Origin of the sequence: Martinezella dioscoreae (assembly GCF_009176305.1) — a bacterium.
GTDB classification, from domain to species: domain Bacteria; phylum Pseudomonadota; class Alphaproteobacteria; order Rhizobiales; family Rhizobiaceae; genus Rhizobium; species Rhizobium dioscoreae.
In genome coordinates, this window is sequence record NZ_BLAJ01000007.1 from 1 (window position 1) to 20600 (window position 20600).

Annotated in this window: 17 protein-coding genes and 1 pseudogene; 12 read left to right on the forward strand and 6 right to left on the reverse strand. The window is 60.3% G+C overall.

The window, feature by feature from the left end; translation table 11 throughout:
* Nucleotides 1-325 precede the first annotated feature (325 nt).
* Complete coding sequence (locus tag GDN47_RS23995; RefSeq protein WP_152094409.1) at nucleotides 326-1528, forward strand: glycosyltransferase family 4 protein; 1203 nt, start codon at nucleotides 326-328, stop codon at nucleotides 1526-1528.
* Here GDN47_RS23995 and GDN47_RS24000 read toward each other — a convergent pair.
* Nucleotides 1495-2349 carry a glycosyltransferase family 2 protein gene (locus tag GDN47_RS24000; RefSeq protein WP_152094410.1) on the reverse strand — a complete coding sequence of 285 codons (855 nt, stop codon included), beginning with the start codon at nucleotides 2347-2349 and terminating at the stop codon, nucleotides 1495-1497. The genes GDN47_RS23995 and GDN47_RS24000 overlap by 34 nt on opposite strands.
* 188 nt (nucleotides 2350-2537) lie before the next feature.
* Here GDN47_RS24000 and GDN47_RS24005 point away from each other — a divergent pair, with 188 nt between their 5' ends.
* The 4 genes from GDN47_RS24005 (at nucleotide 2538) to GDN47_RS24020 (ending at nucleotide 7990) form a co-directional block, all read left to right on the forward strand.
* A complete protein-coding gene (locus GDN47_RS24005; protein WP_152094411.1) occupies nucleotides 2538-4052 on the forward strand; it encodes a lipopolysaccharide biosynthesis protein in 1515 nt (504 codons plus the stop codon).
* A gap of 10 nt (nucleotides 4053-4062) precedes the next feature.
* Nucleotides 4063-5853: an alpha/beta fold hydrolase gene (locus GDN47_RS24010; RefSeq protein ID WP_152094412.1), complete on the forward strand. Its 1791-nt coding sequence runs from the start codon at nucleotides 4063-4065 to the stop codon at nucleotides 5851-5853.
* 63 nt (nucleotides 5854-5916) lie between these two features.
* The gene (locus tag GDN47_RS24015) at nucleotides 5917-6585 is read left to right on the forward strand and encodes a response regulator (protein WP_152094413.1); all 669 of its coding nucleotides are present in this window, start codon (nucleotides 5917-5919) and stop codon (nucleotides 6583-6585) included.
* A complete protein-coding gene (locus GDN47_RS24020; protein ID WP_113420402.1) occupies nucleotides 6575-7990 on the forward strand; it encodes a sensor histidine kinase in 1416 nt (471 codons plus the stop codon). Before GDN47_RS24015 ends, GDN47_RS24020 begins: the two co-directional genes overlap by 11 nt.
* Nucleotides 7991-8348: 358 nt before the next feature.
* Here the strand turns inward: GDN47_RS24020 and GDN47_RS24025 are convergent, their stop codons facing one another.
* The 4 genes from GDN47_RS24025 to GDN47_RS24040 all read right to left on the reverse strand — a co-directional run bounded on the left by GDN47_RS24025 (nucleotide 8349) and on the right by GDN47_RS24040 (nucleotide 12396).
* Nucleotides 8349-9230: an ABC transporter permease gene (locus tag GDN47_RS24025; protein ID WP_113352962.1), complete on the reverse strand. Its 882-nt coding sequence runs from the start codon at nucleotides 9228-9230 to the stop codon at nucleotides 8349-8351.
* Nucleotides 9231-9243: 13 nt separating this feature from the next.
* Nucleotides 9244-10062 (reverse strand): ABC transporter ATP-binding protein, encoded by an 819-nt coding sequence (locus GDN47_RS24030; protein ID WP_113249660.1) that lies wholly within the window; start codon nucleotides 10060-10062, stop codon nucleotides 9244-9246.
* Nucleotides 10063-10171: 109 nt separating this feature from the next.
* Nucleotides 10172-11185: an ABC transporter substrate-binding protein gene (locus GDN47_RS24035; RefSeq protein WP_069611619.1), complete on the reverse strand. Its 1014-nt coding sequence runs from the start codon at nucleotides 11183-11185 to the stop codon at nucleotides 10172-10174.
* Nucleotides 11186-11382: 197 nt separating this feature from the next.
* A complete protein-coding gene (locus tag GDN47_RS24040; protein WP_152094414.1) occupies nucleotides 11383-12396 on the reverse strand; it encodes an ABC transporter substrate-binding protein in 1014 nt (337 codons plus the stop codon).
* Between the two features lie 273 nt (nucleotides 12397-12669).
* Between GDN47_RS24040 and GDN47_RS24045 the strand changes: the two genes are divergently transcribed.
* The 3 genes from GDN47_RS24045 to GDN47_RS24055 all read left to right on the forward strand — a co-directional run bounded on the left by GDN47_RS24045 (nucleotide 12670) and on the right by GDN47_RS24055 (nucleotide 14296).
* Complete coding sequence (locus GDN47_RS24045; protein WP_113331586.1) at nucleotides 12670-12978, forward strand: hypothetical protein; 309 nt, start codon at nucleotides 12670-12672, stop codon at nucleotides 12976-12978.
* Between the two features lie 186 nt (nucleotides 12979-13164).
* Nucleotides 13165-13623 (forward strand): helix-turn-helix domain-containing protein, encoded by a 459-nt coding sequence (locus GDN47_RS24050; RefSeq protein WP_113331585.1) that lies wholly within the window; start codon nucleotides 13165-13167, stop codon nucleotides 13621-13623.
* Nucleotides 13624-14056: 433 nt separating this feature from the next.
* On the forward strand, nucleotides 14057-14296 hold the full coding sequence (locus tag GDN47_RS24055; RefSeq protein ID WP_092719326.1) for a hypothetical protein: 240 nt from the start codon (nucleotides 14057-14059) through the stop codon (nucleotides 14294-14296).
* 205 nt (nucleotides 14297-14501) lie between these two features.
* On the opposite strand, the gene GDN47_RS24060 is transcribed toward GDN47_RS24055, so the two are convergent.
* Complete coding sequence (locus GDN47_RS24060; protein ID WP_233788632.1) at nucleotides 14502-15179, reverse strand: TetR/AcrR family transcriptional regulator; 678 nt, start codon at nucleotides 15177-15179, stop codon at nucleotides 14502-14504.
* 101 nt (nucleotides 15180-15280) lie between these two features.
* Between GDN47_RS24060 and GDN47_RS24065 the strand changes: the two genes are divergently transcribed.
* The 4 genes and pseudogenes from GDN47_RS24065 to GDN47_RS24080 all read left to right on the forward strand — a co-directional run bounded on the left by GDN47_RS24065 (nucleotide 15281) and on the right by GDN47_RS24080 (nucleotide 20536).
* Nucleotides 15281-16585: an efflux RND transporter periplasmic adaptor subunit gene (locus tag GDN47_RS24065; RefSeq protein WP_113331583.1), complete on the forward strand. Its 1305-nt coding sequence runs from the start codon at nucleotides 15281-15283 to the stop codon at nucleotides 16583-16585.
* A 9-nt stretch (nucleotides 16586-16594) separates the two neighbouring features.
* Nucleotides 16595-19738: an efflux RND transporter permease subunit gene (locus tag GDN47_RS24070; RefSeq protein ID WP_145635868.1), complete on the forward strand. Its 3144-nt coding sequence runs from the start codon at nucleotides 16595-16597 to the stop codon at nucleotides 19736-19738.
* Between the two features lie 129 nt (nucleotides 19739-19867).
* Nucleotides 19868-20114: pseudogene (locus tag GDN47_RS24075) on the forward strand (FitA-like ribbon-helix-helix domain-containing protein).
* On the forward strand, nucleotides 20111-20536 hold the full coding sequence (locus GDN47_RS24080; protein WP_152094415.1) for a type II toxin-antitoxin system VapC family toxin: 426 nt from the start codon (nucleotides 20111-20113) through the stop codon (nucleotides 20534-20536). The pseudogene GDN47_RS24075 and the gene GDN47_RS24080 overlap by 4 nt, the downstream one beginning before the upstream one ends.
* The last annotated feature ends 64 nt before the right edge of the window (nucleotides 20537-20600 follow it).

Sequence of the window (20600 nt, forward strand, 5' to 3'; positions counted from 1 at the left end):
AAGGGGAGAAGAAGCTTATGGTGCTCGTCCGCCTCCATATGCGATAGCCCTGCCGCAAGCGGGGAGAGGGCGGGAGTGAGAGGCAGGTCACAGGAGCAACCGACAATCATGGTGTCGCGCCACCGCACATCCACCAGACAAGCTCCTCCCACTCCGCAAATCGGCCCGACATTAACCCTCTTGTCCGAAACCGCTCGGCTTTCTGCGCAGAATTAAACCCTTTTTAACCGACCCGATGATCTGCTTTGCCAACTGATCAACGGGCGGCGCGCTGCAGCGCCGGATTGCCGGTGCATGGCGCGGCATTGGGGTCGAGGGTGGATCGATGACATCGGCTGTTGCGGATATTCAGGCAAACAAGCAGGCCGGGCCGCTGATCGTGCATGTCGTGCGTCAGTTCCTGCCGAACAAGGGCGGCCTTGAAGATGTCGTTGCCAATCTGTGCCGCCAGCTGGTTTCTCGCGGCTATCGCGTGCGCGTCGTTACCTGCAACAGCCTGTTTTCCGATCCCGACCGCCAACTGCCTGAAGGCGAAACGATCGACGGCATCGAAATCGTCCGCATTCCCTGGTCCGGCTCCAGCCGATATCCGCTGGCGCCCAAGGTTTTCCGCCATCTGGCCGATGCCGACCTCGTTCATGTCCACGCCGTCGATTTCTTCTTCGATGCGCTGGCCTGGGGCAAGCTGATGCACGGACGGCCCATGGTCGCCACCACCCATGGCGGCTTCTTCCACACGCAGAAATATGCGGCCATCAAGAAGGTCTGGTTCAACACGGCAACGCGGCTTTCCGCGCTCGGTTATGCCTCTCTCATCTGCTGCAGCCAGTCCGACGCGCGGCTCTTTGCGCAGATTGCCGAAAGCCGCGTGCACCTGATCGAAAACGGCGCCGATGTCGGCAAGTTTTCCAATTGCGCCGCTTTGGAAGCACGTCGCCGCATCGTCACGATAGGCCGTTTCTCGATCAACAAGCGACTCGATCATCTGCTTGACGTCATGAAGGTGCTGGCAGGCCGCCATGACGACTGGCATCTCGACATTATCGGCGCCGAATCGGATCTCGACCGGGCAATGCTGGAAAAGGAAATTGCCGTTCGCAATCTGGAGCGCAATGTCGCGCTGCATGTCTCGATCGACGAAGGCTCGATCCGCAACATCATCGCCCGCGCATCGCTCTTCGCCTCGGCCTCCGAGTACGAAGGCTTCGGTCTCGTGGCGATCGAAGCGATGAGCGCCGGCCTGCTGCCGGTGCTGAACGCCAACGAGGCCTATAAGGCGATGGCCGAAACCCACCCGGCCCTCATGCTCTCGGATTTCTCCAATCCGGAAGCTGCCGCCGATGCGCTGACCGCCGCCTTTGAGCGCCTACAGGGCGACGACCTGAGCCTGCGACAGGAGCTGTTGCGCGATGCCCGTGCCTATGCCTGGGACGAGGTCGCCCAGCGCTATATGGATATTTATGCGGAAACCCTGACGCCGAAAGGCAAGTCGCCTCAGTTCCTGCGCCAGCGCGGCCAGGCAGCGTAACCTTCCAGAATCCCCACCAGCCAGGCGCGCTTGTAGCGGGCCGCATCAAAGTTGAATCGCGCCAGCGCCGCCAGCCAGCCGGCGACCGGGCGAAACAGGCGATAGCTGACATAATACAAGGGAAAGGCCTGCTTGCGCATCAGCGCGCCGAAGCCGCGTCCATATTTGCGCGCACGCTCCACCTGCCGCGGCCCGTATTCGCTCGTGACCTGATCGTGATGGACGATGAGCTCGGGAAAGAACATCGCTTGTCTGCCGGCGCCAAGCGCGCGAAGCAGGAAATCCGCCTCTTCGCCGCTCTGGAACGGCGATTCCGAGCCGACGCCGAGATCCTCGTCGAAACCACCGATATCGACCAGGGCCGCACGGCGCACGAAGATGCCATTGGAATTGCCGCACCTCAGATAGTTCCACCGGGTCAGGGCAAGCTGCGTCTCACCCGTCGGGCTGACGGAGGCAAGACCTTGGGCATCAAGCGTTCGGCCGGTGACGATAGCGAGGTCGGGGTGCTCGGCAAACAAAGTCGCGGCCGTCGAAAGCGTATCGGCCTCGTACCAGCAGTCATCGTCGGGAAAACAGACGTAATCGCCCTCCGCAACCGCCATGCCTTTGTTGCGCGCCCGCGAAAGTCCCTTCGGCGAACGGACGTGACGAATGAGGAAGGAGGGGGAAAAGCGGTCGATAAGCTCGCGCAGCCGGTCGTCGAGGTTCTGATCGACGACGATGACCTCGAAATCCTTATGACTCTGCCCCACCAGCGAACGGAATAGCCGCTCCAGCTGATCGAAACGATCGATCGTGCAGACGATAAGGCTGAACAATGAAACCCTCCGCACAAGCCCTCGAGCGGCCAATATCAGAGAGAAAGAATATTAGCCGAAGTAAAAAATGAACTTAGCGCAGCATTAAACCCTAAATATTAAGGCATATGAAATAGAGCTGACGCTATCCCCACGAAAAGCCGGACATGTGCGGTAGGTTCCGGCAGTTTGAGGAGCGGTCTATCTTCATGACGAAGAGCATAATGGCAAATTCGGTTTTGAACGCGGCGGCGGGATTGACCCTGCTTGCGACCGGCTTTGCATGTTCGATCATAGCGGCGCGCCTGCTGGGCCCCGAGGCCAACGGCATCATCGCCTTTTCTCTGTGGCTGACGACGACGGGAGCACTGATCGCCGAGCTCGGCGCCGGCGTTACCCTGCTGCGCATTCTGCCCCAGCTGAAGGGGAACGGCTATTCTACCGAAGAACGGCTTGGTTTTGCCGCGTATCTTCTGCAGCCGACGATTCTCGCAACCGTGATCCTGCTTGCAGGCTACGCCGCCTATTATTGGGATACGGGGCGGCTGCATTGGGCGGGCGATGCATCCGAAGTCATTGTGATCACGGGCGTATTCTTCGTTCTTCAGTCTCTCGGCGCCTACAGCAAGAACTATCTGATCGGCGAGCAGCAAGTCGGCGCGTTCCTGCGCATCACCATAATAAGTTCGGCGCTGCAGCTCGTTACCGTCCTTGCGGGAGCGATCTTCTTCGGCGTCAGCGGCGCGCTCGCCGGCTATGCGATTGGGCAGCTGCCGATGTTCATCGCGACGCTCAGGATTGCGATCGCGCGCAAGAACAGCTGCGGCGTCGGCCTTTCCGCTCTCATCGGCTCGTCGCTCATCCTCTCGATCGAACTCATCAACAGCTCGATTTTTCTCAATCGTATCGAACTCGTCTTCCTGCAGCGCTACTGGGGCATCGAAGCGGTCGGCTTTTATGCCGTCGGCCTCTCGCTCGCCAATCTCGCACTGCAGCTGCCCGTACAATTAAGCGGCAGCCTTCTGCCCTATTATTCCGAACAGATGCATGCCCGGGCATCGGACAAGCTGCCGGTCGAGGTCTTTGCCGGCGTGGCGCGCAGCATAGCCTATATCACCCTGCCGATGAGCTTCGGACTTGCCGCCATTTCGCCGGAGCTTGTCGTGACGATCTTCGGCCCGGCCTTTGCGCCGAGCGGCGGCATGGTGGCGCTGCTGTCCCTGACCGCGGTGCCCTATGTCTTCATGCAGATTTGCACGCAATATCTTTATTCGCTGGATCGCGTGCGCGAACGCACCGTCCTCGGCGTCATCGCCAGCGTCATCATGGTCATCGGCTGCGTCATCGCCGTACCCTTTTTCGGAGGCGAGGGTGCGGCGCTGGTTCGTCTGCTCGCCTTTGTCGCCCTGTGCCTGATGACGGTATGCCGCATGGAATTCGAAGGATCGACGCGCGGTATGCTCATCAACCTTGCAAAAGTTACGGTTGCTGCCATTCTATGCGCGGTTGCAGCCTATGGTTTCGTTCAGGCGCTGACCGGTGTCGCAGGTCTCGTGGGCGCCATCATCGCCGGCGCTCTGGCCTATGGCATTGCGCTCAGAATGCTGAAAGCCGTTCCAGCCGAAGATATCGAGGTCATGCAGAAGATCGCGACGCGGTTGCCTGCACGTATCAATCCGATTGCCACTCAGGCTCTGGCCCTATTGGCCCCACGCCGAATGTGAGGAGACTAGCATGGCTGGTTGGGGAGCCGCCGAGGAAGAAGACAAAGGAAGGCAGTCGAGATCGGCAGCGGCCCCGGTAACATTCGCCGGAACGGTCGGCCTGTTCACATCGGCCATGGCACCTTCGCGCAACACCGCCGCCCTGTTTCTCAGCCCCTGGGGCTTCGAGGAAATGTGCGTGCGCAAGTTCTGGCGGATTCTGGCCGAGGATCTTGCCGAGATCGGCGTCGCCAGTCTGCGCTTCGATTATGCCGGCACCGGCGATGCGCTCGATATCGTCGATGCGGGCGAAGGTCTGTCGCCGTGGCATGAAACCGCGCTGGCCGCCGCTACACAGTTGAAAGCGCTTTCCGGCTGTGAGCGGCTGATGCTCGTCAGCCAGGGTCTCGGCGGGACCATCGCCACTGCTCTCGCCGAGCGGCTTGCCGGCATCGACGGCATAGCCTTTCTCGCGCCCGTCATCTCTGGCCGCGCCTATCTGCGCGAACTGACCGTCTGGTCGAAGATGATCGATGAAAGCATGGGGCTTTCCGAAGCGCAGCGTCAGACCGAGGGCGTCACCGTCGCCAGCCTGCGCATGCCCGATAGCGCCGCCGATGCGGTCAGGAAGCTGAACCTCATGACGCTTGATCGACTGGCCACGCCGAATTGCTTGATACTGACACGCCCGGGCCGCCCGGGAGACGACGATTTCGCGCGTCATCTCGAAACGCTCGGCCCCCGGGTCACGCAGGCCTCCTTTGATGGTTACGACGATCTCGTCTCGAACCCGACCATCGCCACCATGCCGACGGCGGCCCGCCGGAAAATAGCCGAATGGGTGCGGTCGATCGCGGGCAACACCACTGAAATCGCATCGCCCGATCTTACGCCGCCGGTCGCGGAACCTCTCATCGGCGAAGGCTTTCGCGAGACGCCGCTGCGTTTCGGCGCGGACAATCGACTGTTCGGCATTCTCTGCGAGCCGCAGGGTGCCCGAACGGGCGCGACCGCCCTGCTCCTGACGACAGCCTATGACCGACATGCGGGCTGGGGCCGGATGTCGGTCACCATGGCACGTGCGCTTGCCCAGGACGGCATTGCCTCGCTGCGTTTCGATACGGCCAATGTCGGCGACAGCCCGCCGCTTTCCGGGGCACCCGAGCAGGTGCTCTATTCCCGCGACCAGCATCTCGATGTTATTGAGGCATTGGACTTTCTGGAGAAGCGGGGCTTGCTGCCAGCCTATGTGGTAGGACGCTGCAGCGGCGGCTATCTCGCCTTTCAGGCAGCGTTACGCGATGTGCGCTGCCGCGGCCTCATCACGGTCAATCCCTACAGCTTCCATTGGGACGAGAGTCGATCGGTCGATGAAGCGCTGCGCTTCGCTCCCCGATCGCTCGAAACCTACGGGCGCAAACTCCTGCAGATGGAAACGCTGAAGCGGCTCTTCGGCGGCCAGATCGATGCAAGGAGCGCCATATGCAACATGGCGACCGGGCTCGGACGGCGGGCGATACGGACGGCTCGCCACCTGCTCGGTACGTTCCCCATCTTTGCTGCGGCTCAAGGACCTGTGCTGGGTGGTTTCCGAACGCTTACCAAACGCGGCGTCGACATGTCCCTGATCTACAGCGCCCATGATATCGGCCTCGATCACCTGCATGACGAGTTCGGCGAAAACGGCGCGGGCCTGAAGCATTTTCCGGATATACGCCTCACCATCATTCCCGAAGCCGACCACAATCTGACCCCGCCCTATGCGCGCAAGGTCTATCTGACGGAGGTCCGTGAGATGGGCCTAAGGCTCGCCAACCGATGATCCACTGACTGGAAAACCGCCGGAATTGTTCGCCATATCCGACACTTGCTGTATAGTCGCTTCATGAGGCTCCTGATCGTCGAAGACAACCGCGAACTGGCGTCCTGGCTCGGCAAGGCGCTGCGTCAGGCGCAGTATGTCGTCGACATCGCTTATGATGGCGAGGATGCCGAGCACATGCTGAAAGTGGCGGCCTACGCCGTTGTCATCCTCGATCTGTCGCTACCGAAAATGGACGGGCTGACGCTGCTCAAGCGGCTGCGCCAGAGCGGCAACAAGGTGCCGGTCATCATCCTGACGGCCAATGCCAGTCTCGACGGCCGGGTCGCCGGCCTCGACAGCGGCGCCGACGACTACCTCGCCAAGCCTTTCGAGATTGCCGAGCTGGAAGCCCGCATACGCGCGGCCGTCCGCCGCGGCCACGATCGCGCCGCGCCGGAGATCGCCGTCGGCGACTTGGTGTTCGATGGCGGCACGCGGCAATTCTATCTGGCCGGCGAATCGCTGGCGCTGACGCCGCGCGAACATGCAGTGCTCGAACATCTCGTCATGAAAGCCGGCACGACCGTCACCAAGGCGACGCTCTCGGAAAGCGTCTTCGGCTTCGACGATCTCGCCGATACCAGCGCCATCGAGATCTATGTGCATCGCGTCCGAAAGAAGCTCGAAGGCAGCTCTGTGCAGATCGCGACACTGCGCGGCTTGGGTTACCTCCTTCGCCATGCGCAATGATGAAGCCCCCGCGTCGAAGAGAATCGTCGGCCGCAGCCTTCGCGCGCTGACGACGAGCCTGCGCGCGCAGCTGTTTGCCTGGGTCGTATTGACCCTGATCGGCGCGATCTGCATCAACCTTTATCTAAGCTTCCGTTCGGCCGATGCGACGGCCGATCTTGTCACCGACCGCACGCTGCTCGCCTCGGCCCGCGTCATCGCGGAAGCGACGCATGTCGACGGCAGCGGCACCGTGCAGATCGATATTCCCCCGGCAGCGCTGGAAATGTTCGACACCGGCTATGGCGACCGCGTCTTCTATCAGGTGGTCACGGCGTGGGGGAACCTCATCGCCGGTTTTCCCGATCTGCCACGGCCGAAACGGGATTTTAGCGGCGAGGACATGACATTTCGGACCGATGGCGTCCGCGTACTCATGCTGAGCCACCCGGTTGTTGGCCTCGATCAGGACAGCACGATTTCCGTCACCGTTGCCGTTACCCATAACAGCCAGTATGCCATGCGCCGCAGGCTGTGGCTGTCGGATTTCACCAAACAGCTCGCGCTTGTCCTGCTTGCCGGGCTGGTGACCATCATCGGCTTGCAGCGCGGGCTTGCTCCCGTGCTTCGGCTGCGTGATGCCGTGCGCGAACGCGGACGGCAGCGCCTCGATCCGCTGGACCCTCACATGGTGCAGAATGAGCTTCGGCCGCTCGTCCACGCCCTCAACGACCACATGGAGCGGGTGCAGAACCAGATGGCGGCGCAGCGTCGCTTCGTCTCGAATGCCGCTCACCAGCTGCGGACACCGCTCGCCCTGATCTCGACGCAGGCAAGCTTTGCTGCCCGTGAAACCGACAATGTCAGGCGCGACGAGGCGCTGACGGCATTGCGGTCCAGCACCCGGCAGGTGACGCGGCTTGCCAGCCAGCTCCTGACGCTTTCACGCGCTGAGCCCGGCAGCCGCCGGCCACGAAGCGATACGATCGATCTGGCGGAAACGGCCCGGCGCGTGCTGGAAACGCTCGCCGAGGAAGCCCTGCGGCGCAATATCGACCTTGGACTCGAGGCGGATGAAACGGCGGTCCATATCGAAGGCGACGGCACCATGCTGCGCGAAATGCTGGTCAATCTCGTCGACAATGCGCTGCGCTACACGCAGCCGGGCGGCCGCGTGACGGTCGGCGTCAGTCGGGAAGGCGATACGGCTCTGCTATGGGTCGAAGACAACGGGCCGGGCATCCCGGAAGCCGAACGCACGCAGGTTTTCGAACGCTTCTATCGCATCATGGGTACCGAACCGGAGGGCAGCGGCCTCGGCCTCGCCATCGTCCGCGAAGTCGTCGATGGCGCGGGCGGCGCGGTCAGGCTAGATGACGCACCCGGCGGCGGGCTGCTGGTCAGCGTGCGGCTGCCGGCTGTTTGAAAGTGCGGGCGGCGCTGACGGCGGGATAGTCCCCTCTCCCCGCAAGCGGCAGGGGTATTGCATATGAGCGGAGATCGCCGCCGTCCTTCTTCTCCCCATCGGGGAGAAAGTGCCGACAGGCGGATGAGGGGGTGCCTGCCAAGACCACCAAAATCCATGAATTCAAATCGATAACCCCCTCATCCGACCCTTCGGGCCACCTTCTCCCCAAGGGGAGAAGGAGCTTATGGTGCTCGCCCGCCTCCATATGCGATAGCCCTGCCGCGAGCGGGGAGAGAGAGTTCCTACATCGGCACAACAAAAAAGGCCGGGCGAAACGCCCGGCCCCTGGCCTTGGGAGGTGCCAGAAAAGCAACACTTAATGCGTGTCGAGGCTCTGCTGCGGACGCCAGCGGGTGATGCGGTTTTCGATGAGCGTCATCACATATTCGGCGCCGAGCGTGACGATCATCACCAGGATGATCGCGGCATAGAGGCCGGCTGCGTCATAGGTGCCCTTGGCAATCGAGATCAGGTAGCCGATGCCGGCCAGCGATCCGACGAACTCACCGACGATTGCGCCGATGATGGCAAAGGAGAAGGAGATGTGCAGGCTTGCAAAAATCCAGCTCATCGCCGACGGCAAAATCACCTTGCGGGTGACCTGCCAGTTGGAAGCACCGAGAATGCGGGCATTAGCAATCATGTTGCGGTCGGCTTCGCGAACGCCCTGAAAGGCATTGGCGAACACGACGAAGAACACCATGATGAAGGCCAGCGCCACCTTCGACGCCAGGCCGAGACCCATGATCATCACGAAGATCGGCGCGAGAACGACGCGCGGGATCGAGTTGATCGCCTTGATGTAGATCGAGAGGATATCGGAAGCGAGCTTGTTGCGGCCAAGGGCGACGCCGACAAGGACGCCGGTCACAGAGCCGATGATAAAGCCGATCAGCGCTTCTTCCATGGTGACACCGAGGTGATACCAGAGCGAGCCGCTCTCGGTGCCGTCGACGATCCACTCCCAGAGGCGCAGCGCGATGCCATAGGGGCTAGAATAGAAGAACGGATCGATCCAGTGCAGGTCGGAGGCGAGCTGCCAGAGGCCGAGGATGGCAAGCAAAATGCCGATCTGCCATGCCTTGACGACATACTTGCGACGAGCGAGCGCCTTCAGTGCTGCGGCTTCGATTTCCGCGTCCGAGGTGCCGGCGCGGAAGATCGGGGCATTGCCTGCTTCGAGAGCTGTGTTTGCCATGATCAATCCTCCCTTATGCCGCTTCCGCGGCACGGCGATAGCTGGTTTCGACTTCTTCGCGCAGGTCGTCCCAGATCGTCTTGCAATAATCGATGAAGTTCTGCTCGTAACGGATTTCCGAGACGACGCGCGGGCGCGGCAGGTCGATCGTGTAGACCGATTTCACCGTCGCCGGCCCGGCCGTCAGGACATAGACCTTGTCGGCGAGCGCGACAGCCTCTTCGAGATCGTGTGTCACGAAGACGACCGAGGCCTGGCGCTCGGCCCAGAGCTTCAGCAGCTCCTCATGCATGACCGTGCGCGTCTGTACGTCAAGCGCCGAGAAAGGCTCGTCCATCAGCAGGATTTCCGGCTCATTGATGAAGGTCTGCGCCAGCGAGACGCGCTTGCGCATGCCGCCCGACAGCTGATGCGGATAGTGGTGCAGGAACTTTGAAAGGCCGACGCGGGCGAGCCAGTCCTTGGCCATCTTCTCAGCCTCGGCCTTCGACTTGCCGCGGAACAGCGGGCCGGCCATGACGTTTTCGATGACATTCTGCCAGGGAAAGAGCGCATCCGTCTGGAAGGCGAAACCGACGCGCCGGTCGATGCCGTCGACCGGGCCGCCCATCAGGCGGACTTCGCCCGCGCTCGGCTTGGCAAGGCCAGTGACGAGATTGAGCGTCGTCGACTTGCCGCAGCCCGTCGGCCCGACAACCGCGACGAATTCGCCGCGCTCGACGGTCATATTGAAATCGCGCAGTGCGGTCAGCGACTTGCCGGTCGGCGATACGAAACGGCGGCTGACATTGATGAGTTCGATCGCCGGGGTACGGCGTTCATCCTGTTGCATGGTGCTGATCCTGACGCGTGCCTTTAGGGCGTGCACGCAAAGCCCAGTGAACTGCGAAGTCTCTTAGACCGCCGCTTCCGGAAACTGCCGGAAGCGGCGTCATGACTGCTTACTTGACGTTCTTCACGAACTCCGTCGTGTAGGTCTTCGACAGGTCGATCGTCTTGCCCTTGACGTTCTTGGAGAACTGCGAGAGCACGGCGAGAACCGTCTTCGGACCATCTTCCGGCATCACGCCGTCGGCCGTGAACATTTCCTTGCCGGCGTCGAGAGCCTTGATGTAGCCTTCCTTGTCGCCGACGTAGAAGTCCTTCGGCATCTTCTCGGCAATTTCAGCGGCGGAATGCGTATGGATGAAGCGCAGCGTCTTGACGAAGGCGTTCGCAAGCTTCTGCACTTCTTCCTTATGGGCGTCGACCCATGCGGCATCCATATAGAGCGAAGCAGCCGGATAGGTACCGCCGAGCGCTTCCTCGGTACCCTTCAGCGTGCGCAGATCAACGAGGATCTTGGCTTCGCCGGTCTTCAGCAGGCGCGAGATCGTCGGCTCGGTGGTCATGCCCACCTGGATGGCATCCTGCTGCATGGCGGCGATGAAGGTCTGGCCGGCACCGACCGGAACCGGCGTGATGTCAGCCGGGGAGAGGCCCGCCTTCGACGCCATATAGAGCGTCAGGAAGTTGGTGGACGAGCCGAGGCCGGTGACGCCAGCACGCTTGCCCTTCAGGTCGGCAAAGGACTTGATATCCGGATATTTGGCCGAAACCAGCTCGACTTCGCCCGGTGCCTGGCTGAACTGCACGACGGACTTGATGAACTTGCCCTTGGCCTGCAGGTCGACACAGTGATCGTAGAAGCCGACGACGCCCTGAACGGCACCTGCCAGCAGCTGGTTTTCGGCGTCGACGCCGGCGGATTCGTTGAGAAGCTCGACCTCGAGGCCTTCATCCTTGAAGTAGCCGAGGGATTCGGCGAGCTTGGCCGGCAGATAGATCTGCTTTTCGTAGCCGCCCACCATGATGGAAATCTTGTCGGCAGCATTGGCGGCCGTGGCTGCAAGCGAAGCAGCAGTCATGACGAGGGAAAGGGCTACGGTATGAAAAAAGGTGCGCGATGGACGCATCAATGTCTCCTCCTGTTTTATTCTTGCGCCACACGACGCTCTGGAAAGGCGCTTCCTCCACGAAGCTCAGCGAGACTAGCGCGGGCAACCTTTCAGTCAGCTTTCAGTGCGCAACCCTGCGAGGGAACATTGTGATTTTATGAACGCGGATGCCGGCGGCTGGACTATACCGCCGGCGCCGGAAACGCTATCGCGCGCTATTTAGCGTTCTTGACGAACTCGGTCGTATAGGTCTTCGACAGATCGATCGACTTGCCCTGCACATTCTTCGAGAATTCGGAAAGTACAGCAAGAACGGTTTTCGGGCCATCTTCGGGCATCACACCATCGGCGGTGAACATGGCCTTGCCGTTTTCGAGCGCCTTCACATAGCCGTCCTTATCGCCGACATAGAAATCTTTCGGCATCTTGTCGGCGATCTCAGCGGCCGAATGGGTGTTGATGAAATGCAGCGTCTTGACGAAAGCGTTCGCAAGCTTCTGCACCTCCGCCTTGTGATCCTTGACCCACGACTCCTGCATATAGAGGGACGCGGCAGGATAGGTCCCACCCAGAGCGGCTCTTGTTCCGTCCATCGTGCGCATATCGATCAAAACCTTGGCCTCGCCGGTCTTCAAGAGACGCGAGACCGTCGGCTCGGTCGTCATGCCGGCCTGAATGGCATCCTGCTGCATGGCAGCGATGAATGTCTGACCGGCACCGACCGGAACGGAGGTGAATTCGCCCAGCTTCAGGCCGGCCTTGATGGCCAAATACTGCGTCAGGAAATTGGTCGACGAACCGAGGCCGGTGACGCCCAGACTCTTGCCCTTGAAATCGGCGGCAGATTTGATTTCCGGATGCTTGGCCGACACCAGCTCGACTTCGCCCGGTGCCTGGCTGAACTGCACCACGGATTCGACGAATTTGCCCTTGCCCTGAAGGTCGATGCAATGATCGTAGAAGCCGACGACGCCCTGAACGGCGCCTGCCAGCATTTCGTTTTCCGCATCGACGCCTGCAGGCTCATTGAGAAGTTCGACGGTCAGCCCCTGTTCCTTGAAATAGCCAAGCCCTTCGGCAAGCTTGGCCGGCAGATAGATCTGCTTCTCATAGCCGCCCACCATGATGGAAATCTTGTCAGCGGCATTGGCCACAGTGGCAGCAAATCCGGCTGCAGCCATCGCAAGGGAAAAAATCGCGGAATATCTGAGAATGCTGGATGCACGCATGAAGTCCTCCTCTCCATTTGTGTACCGGCGCCGATTGATAACGGCACGGCACGCGCTTCCTCCTGAAGCGGAAAAGACATGCACGCCCAACCTTTCATTGAGCTGAAAGCAACTCGTCGCCCCATTTGGCAATTTACTTCAGGACGGCTGCGACTGCCGGCACCCGAACAATGTAAAAGCAGACAGCCGCACAACGGGAAGCGTCATTGCATCTTGGCATTTCTCGTATCGCGACTATTTTAGATTCAGCGCTTTCGCTGAGAGGAACCATCGATGAGGATCATTGCCGCAGCCCTTATTCTGACGGTGATGGCGATAGCCGGGCCGGCATCGGCAATTTCCCGCTATGAGTCGCTCGGCAAGACTTGCGCATCGGTGCAGCAACTGATTGCCGCCGAACGCGCGGTGATATTGCGCTATCCATCGTCCCGTGGCGGCCCCGTTCTCTACGACCGCTATGTGGCTGGCCGCGGGCAATGCGACATCTCCGACTATGCCAGCCGCAGCTACGTCCCGACGAAAGATAACCCGGCCTGTCCTGTCTATAATTGCAAGCCGTCCTCGGTCTTCAATCCGCATTGACGCGAATCAGCTTTTCTGCGGTTTATGCGTGTACGGAGTCACAAAACGTAATATAAAAAGACTTTTAGTTGAGCTCCACCCACATTTAACGCACATTTCGCGGGCAGATAGAGCACGCGCCCTTTGTCGTTAAGGGCCAAAGTATGGTGTAATCCGCCAGCCCTATTTGAATAAGGAGATTGCGCAGTGAGTGCAAAAGTACCGAACCCGATCGACGCCTATGTAGGCTCTCGCGTCCGCACGCGCCGTCTTATGCTTGGCATGAGCCAGGAGCGGCTTGCCGAACAGATCGGCGTGACGTTTCAGCAGGTGCAAAAATACGAAAAAGGCACCAATCGCATCGGTGCCAGCCGACTGCAGGCCATTGCCGGCGTGCTCGCCGTACCGGTTGCCTTCTTCTTCCAGCAAGACAATTCGCAGCCGCTGAACACCGACGGCCTCGGCGCAATCAACGGGCTGGAGGATCTGTCGGATTTCCTGACGTCCAAAGAAGGCTTGAGCCTCAACAAGGCGTTCATGAAAATCAACGATCCAAGCATTCGCCAGTCCGTGCTGACATTGATCAAATCGCTGGCAAGTACTTCCGATGCGCTGCCGGACCACCTTCCGCGCGCAACGAACGCATCGGTCGGCTTGCGCAACTAAAGCATTTTGCGCAAAAGTGCGCAGCGGTTTTGCGAGGACGACATGCGCGAGATCAAGGCCCTTAAGCGCAAGGAGCGAATCCGAAGGATCGCGACTCTCTTTGGGTCCTGAACTCTCCCCGAAAATTCCAGTCCGTCTAGCCTGGCATCGGCGCGAAGCGGGCCGCCAAGATTGACATCCAGGCGGCACCAAAATCACGCTGATGGTGGAAGCATAGCGGATTTTGCGCGCAAATGGTCGACGCGAAGCGCCCCCTACTCCTTGCATGCCGTATTTCACGCCTTGAAATTGCAAAAGCAAAATTTTGCAGCAATCACGCATCGTGTCACGCTGCATGTCACGCGCCAAGCTGCAAAACATCCGTTACGGTTTGCTCATGTTTCCGGCCAGACACGATTCGTCTGCCGGGAACGGGGGCAATAGAGGGTACGAAATGACAGCAGCACTTCCGATCGACGCAGCATACCAGGATCCCGACTCGCTCAAGGAACTGGCCTCAATCGCTCGGCTCATCACTTATGCACGGCAAAGCGCCAAAAACCTGAATGCGGAATTCCCGGTCTGGTGCCTGGACTTGGCGCTTGGGGCCGTGCTGCAGGAAATGTATGAAAATGGCTTGCCCAATCCCTTGTTCGAAGAGGGAACGGACACGGCAAACGTGGTGGCACACTGAATTAAAGTAATCCCGGCCTTTGCCGGATACGGAATGATGCCGGTATGGCTCAGCAGGCCATGTCGGCATTTTTCTTCGTGAACCAAGATCGTCGGGGACAGCCGACCAAAAGCATGTCGCGCAGAAGCCTGCAGCGGCTTTGCAACAATGACCTCCATAAAATCAAAACCCCACGAAAGAAGCGAATTCAAAAGATCGCGGCGCTTCAGCAGCCACCTTTGCGCGGCTGGACGCCAGCGGTAAAAATCCCGATGCAATGGCGCAAATGGCGCAACCGCGTTTCGCGATCCGGCCAATCCTTCGGACGACCCGGCCTCGAAATCATCGCATCGAAGATCATGCTCATAAGCATGCGCGCTCCGCTTGCCGCATCGGCAATTTCGATCAAGCCGCGCCGCTGCTGCTCGATAAGCCAATCCGCCAGCAACTGCTGTGATTGTCTGGCGCCATAAGTATGTAGCAGCCTGGCGATTTCCGGAGATTGCTGCGACTCACTGATGGCAAGTTGAATGAAGGCGTCCCGTTCGCGCTCCTGATCTTCATCGATGTCGATCATGAATATCAGTTCGAGCGCCTTGTCGAACGGCAAATTCTCGTCTGCAGGCCGCGGCAGGGCCAGCATCGATGCGCGATGCTCGGCGATGATGGCCGCGAAGAGATCGGTCTTGCTCGGAAACAACCTGTAGAGGGTCTGCTTCGAAATCCGGCACCGGGCAGCAACCAGATCCATGGTTGTGCCGCCGTAACCCAGCTCATAGAAGGTTGCGCGCGCCTCCGCGACGATCTCCGCGCGGCGCGCATCGTCGTTCACGGTTTTCGGCCGGCCGCGCGGGCGGCGCTTGGCAACCTGGTCGGCCTTGGCTGCTCGTTCCTTTGTCAGCACACCGTCTTGACCCCAACAGTCGAATACGATTGACATTTGAAGCAGTACAAATATTTTCTGTACGACTTGGTACTATAAATAAGGCAACAGGAAATAGCAACGTGCGAAAGCTCGCCCCTCCCACTTCTGTACCCGCATATCCGGTGATATCAGCCCGCCTTCCGGTTGGCCGCGGCTCGCTGACCGCCGTCGGAATTGTCGCCGCGATGTTGCTGGTGGGCTGCAACCAGCAGAATTCCGCCCAGAGCACTGCTCCCGCCGTCAAGACGGAAGTGAGCGCGATGTCGCTGCATCCGCAATCCGTTGCCATCACCGCCGAACTGCCTGGCCGCACCAGCGCCTACCTCGTCGCCGAAGTGCGGCCGCAGGTTGGCGGCATCATCCGCAGCCGCAACTTCAAGGAGGGCAGCGAGGTCCGGGAAGGCGATGTGCTCTATGAGATCGATCCGTCCTCTTATCAGGCATCGTATGACAGCGCCGCAGCCTCGTTGCAGAAGGCAGAGGGCGCCGTGCCCAGCGCCCAGGCCAAGCTCGACCGCTACAAGGGCCTGAGCGCCCAGAACGCGGTCAGCAAGCAGGATTTCGATGACGCGCAGTCCACGCTCGTCCAGGCACAGGCCGATGTCGCCTCTGCCAAGGCGGCGCTCGAGACCGCACGGATCAATCTCGATTATACCAAGATGAGAGCGCCGATCTCCGGCCGCGTCGATGCCTCCACCGTCACCGTCGGCGCGCTCGTCACTGCCGATCAGACCACGGCGCTGACCACCATTCGCCAGCTCGATCCAATCAATGTCGATGTCACGCAGTCGAGCACCAACCTGCTCGAATTCCGCCGCGCCGTCGCGGACGGCCGGCTGAAAACGAGCGGCGACAACGTTTCCGTGCATCTGACGCTTGAGGACGGCAGCCAATACAAGGAAACCGGCAAACTGGAATTTGCCGAATCCTCCGTTGCGGAAACGGTCGGCACCATCACCGTGCGCGCCGTCTTCCCCAATCCGGATCGCATCCTGCTGCCGGGCATGTATGTGCGCGCCACCATTCAGGAAGGCATTGCCGAAAACAGCTTCCTCGTGCCGCAGCGTGCCGTGACCCGCAACACGAAGGGCGAGCCGATCGCCATGTTCGTGACCGCCGAGGGCAAGGTGCAGCAGCGGGTGTTGAAGGTGGAACGCAGCATCGGCAACAGCTGGCTTGTCAACCAGGGCGTTGCCGATGGCGATCGCGTGATCGTCGAAGGCGTCCAGCGTGTTCGCGACGGTCAGGAAGTCACCGTTTCTCCGGTAACGATTGACGATGCGACCGGCGAAGTGAAGCAGGCTGCCGCCGATAGCAAGCCGTCCGCGGAGCAGGCCGGCCTGGAAAAGACCGATATGAAAGCCGCCTCCGGCGTCCAGAAGTGAGGTTAGACGATGTCTCGTTTTTTCATCGACAGGCCGATCTTCGCCTGGGTGATCGCTATCGTCATCATGCTGGCGGGCACACTTTCGATCTTCACGCTGTCGATTTCGCAATATCCGCAGATCGCCCCGACGACAGTCAGCATCAGCGCCACCTATTCCGGGGCTGACGCCGCAACCGTCGAAAACTCGGTGACCAAGGTCATCGAGCAGGGCATGACCGGCATCGACAATCTCGACTACATGACATCGACCTCGACCTCGACGGGTCAGGCCTCGATCTCGTTGACCTTCACCAACAAGGCCGATCCTGACGTCGCGCAGATGCAGGTGCAGAACAAGCTGCAGCTCGTCACCGCCCAGCTGCCGCAGACCGTTCAAAATACCGGCATCACCGTTTCGAAATCGACCTCGAACTTTCTGATGGTCGTCGGCTTCGTGTCGACGGATGGCAAGCTCAACTCGAACGATCTTGCCGATTACGTCTCCAGCACCCTGAACGACACGCTGAAGCGCATCGAAGGCGTCGGCAATACGCAGATCTTCGGTGCCGGCTATGCCATGCGCATCTGGGTGGATCCGGACAAGCTTGCCAAATATCAGCTGATGGTGAGCGACGTAACGAGCGCAATCCAGGCCCAGAACTCTCAGGTCTCGGCTGGCCAGCTGGGTGCCTTGCCGCAGCGCAAGGGCCAGCAGCTCAATGCGACGGTCACCGCAAAGAGCCGCCTGCAGACGCCGCAGCAGTTCGAAAACATCATCCTGAAAAGCCAGTCCGACGGCTCGCTGGTGCGCATCAACGATGTCGCCACCGTGGAACTCGGAGCAGACAGCTATACGACGTCGACCACCTATAACGGTCATCCCTCCGCCGGTCTCGCGGTGATGCTCGCCTCCGGCGCCAACGCCATCAATACGGCCGAAGCGGTGCGGACAGCCATCGGCAATATGAGCGAGACCCTGCCGCCGAACGTGGAGATCGTCTATCCCTACGATACGACGCCCTTCGTGAAGCTGTCGATCGAGGACGTGGTCAAGACGCTGTTCGAAGCCATCGTGCTCGTCTTCATCGTCATGTTCGTCTTCCTGCAGAACCTGCGCGCCACGCTGATCCCGACGCTCGCCGTCCCGGTCGTCCTGCTCGGCACCTTCGGTGTGCTGGCGATGTTCGGCTATTCCATCAACACATTGACCATGTTCGGCATGGTGCTGGCGATCGGCCTTCTGGTCGACGACGCCATCGTCGTCGTCGAAAATGTCGAGCGCGTGATGGAGGAAGAGGGGTTGTCGCCGCGCGAGGCGACGATCAAGTCGATGCAGGAAATCACCGGCGCGCTGATCGGCATCGCCACGGTCTTGTCGGCCGTGTTCATCCCGATGGCCTTCTTCTCCGGTTCGGTCGGTATCATCTACCGGCAGTTCTCGGTGACGATCGTCTCGGCGATGGTGCTGTCCGTCATCGTCGCTCTTATCCTCACGCCGGCCCTGTGCGCCACCATTCTCAGGCAGCCCAAACATGGTGCGAAGGAAAAGGGCGTGTTCGGCTGGTTCAACCGCAATTTCGAGCGGGGAACGAGAGGTTATCAGCGCGGCGTGCACGGCATGATCCGGCTGAGCATCGTCTTCCTGCTGGTGTTCGTCTTGATCGGCGGCGCGGTAGCCGTCCTGTTCAACCGCCTGCCGAGCTCCTTCCTTCCGGAGGAAGACCAGGGCATTCTGCTGACCGCGATCCAGCTGCCTCCGGGCGCCACGGATTCCCGTACCTGGGCGGTGCTCGACCAGGTGAGAGATTATTATCTCAACAACGAGAAGGACTACGTCGAGGGCGCATTCGCGGTCGCCGGATTCGGATTCAGCGGTCAGGGCCAGAATGTCGGCCTCGTCTTCGTCAGGTTGAAGGATTTCGATCAGCGCAAGACACCGCAGTCGAAGGCACAAGCCATCGCCGGTCGCGCCATGGGAGCCTTTTCCAAGATCAAGGACGGTAGCGTCTTCGCGCTGGCACCGCCGGCAATCCCCGGCTTCGGCAGCTCGAGCGGCTTCGATTTCTTCATCAAGGATATCAATGGCGCTGGCCATGATGCGCTCATAGCAGCCCGCAATCAGCTGCTTGGGGCAGCCGCACAGAACCATAAGCTGCTCGGAACGCGCCCGAACGGCCAGGAAGACACGCCGCAATATTCCGTGAATATCGATCAGGAAAAGGCGAGCGCACTGAACATCGGCCTTTCGGATATCGACACGACGCTATCGACGGCCTGGGGCGGCACCTACGTCAACGACTTCATCGACCGCGGCCGCGTCAAGAAGGTGTATGTCCAGGCCGACAAGGATTTCCGCATGCAGCCCGAAGACCTGGGCCGCTGGTATGTGCGCAATTCCGGCGGCGACATGGTGCCATTCTCCGCTTTCTCGAGCGGCGAATGGACCTACGGTTCACCGCGTCTGGAGCGCTATAACGGCTCGTCCGCGGTCGAAATCCTCGGCTCCGCGGCGCCTGGCGTCTCCTCGGGCGACGCCATGAACGAGATCGACAAGATCATGGCAAGCCTGCCGCCGGGCTTCAGCCACGAATGGACCAGCCTGTCCGCTCAGGAAAAGCTTTCGGGTAACCAGGCAAGCCAGCTCTACGCGATTTCGATCCTGGTCGTCTTCCTGGCGCTTGCCGCCCTTTACGAGAGCTGGTCGATCCCGCTTGCCGTCATGCTGTCGGTCCCGATCGGCATCTTCGGCGCGCTGCTGGCCGCAACCATCTTCGGTCAGTCGAACGACGTCTACTTCAAGGTGGGCCTGCTGACAACAATCGGTCTGGCGGCAAAGAACGCCATCCTGATCGTCGAATTCGCCATCGAGCAGCAGAACCAGGGCAAAAGCCTGATCGACGCAACGCTGGAAGCATCCCGCCAGCGCTTGCGACCGATCCTGATGACCTCGCTTGCCTTCATCCTCGGCGTGCTGCCGCTGGCGGTCGCCAACGGGGCCGGTTCCGGCAGCCAGAACTCGATCGGCATCGGCGTCATGGGCGGCATGATCTCGGCAACCGTGCTCGGCATCTTCTTCATCCCGCTGCTCTTCGTCTCCGTCCGCCGTGTCTTCAAGGGCAATGTTCGGTCGACGGCAGCTCCGGAGGCCACCAACCCTGACGTGGCGCATTAAGGCCTCTCCACTCGCTCTCTCTCGAAAGAGAGCGAGTGGAGATCTCGATCAGGCACCGGATGTGTCGTCTTGAATTACCAAATTTGTTATCAATGATTAATGTGCAATCATTGATGACAGGGTATTTCTATGGCCAGTATGACGATCCGCAACATCGACGATCATTTAAAGACCCGGCTCCGCATTCGCGCCGCCGCACATGGGCGATCGATGGAGGATGAGGCGCGAGACATTCTGCGGGCGGCCTTGTCGGCGGAAGAAAAGCGTCAACCCAATTTGGCCGAGACTATCCGTCGCCGCATGGCTGCAAGTGGTGGGGTCGTGCTGGATTATGGCTCCACGTGAACCAATCCGGCCGGTCGATATCGATCCATGATCGTTCTCGACACAAATGTCATTTCTGACCTATTGGCACCGTCACCATCGCCCATGGTTGAAGCGAGGCTCGCCGCCCAGCCTCCTCTCGCCGTCTTTACGACGGCAACGACGCAGGCGGAAATCCTTTACAGTCTCCGGCTGTTGCCTGCGGGCCGACGCCGAAGCGAATTGGAAGCTGCTATTCTCCCCATATTCGAAGAGGATTTCGCCGGAAGAGTTCTTCCCTTCGATAGCGAAGCCGCGGGAGCTTATTCCTTCATTGCAACATCGCGGCGTCGGGCCGGCAAGCCGATCAGCCAATTCGATGCTCAGATCGCCGCAATTGTAGCGTCGCGAAGAGCAAGCCGTGCCACCCGCAATGTGTCCGATTTCCTGGATACCGGAATAACTATCGTCGATCCGTGGGACTATAAGGGCTGATCCGGTCCATCCATGCACCTGGAGCCGGATGATTTTAGGTCGAGTCGACCTAAGACCTGTCGTC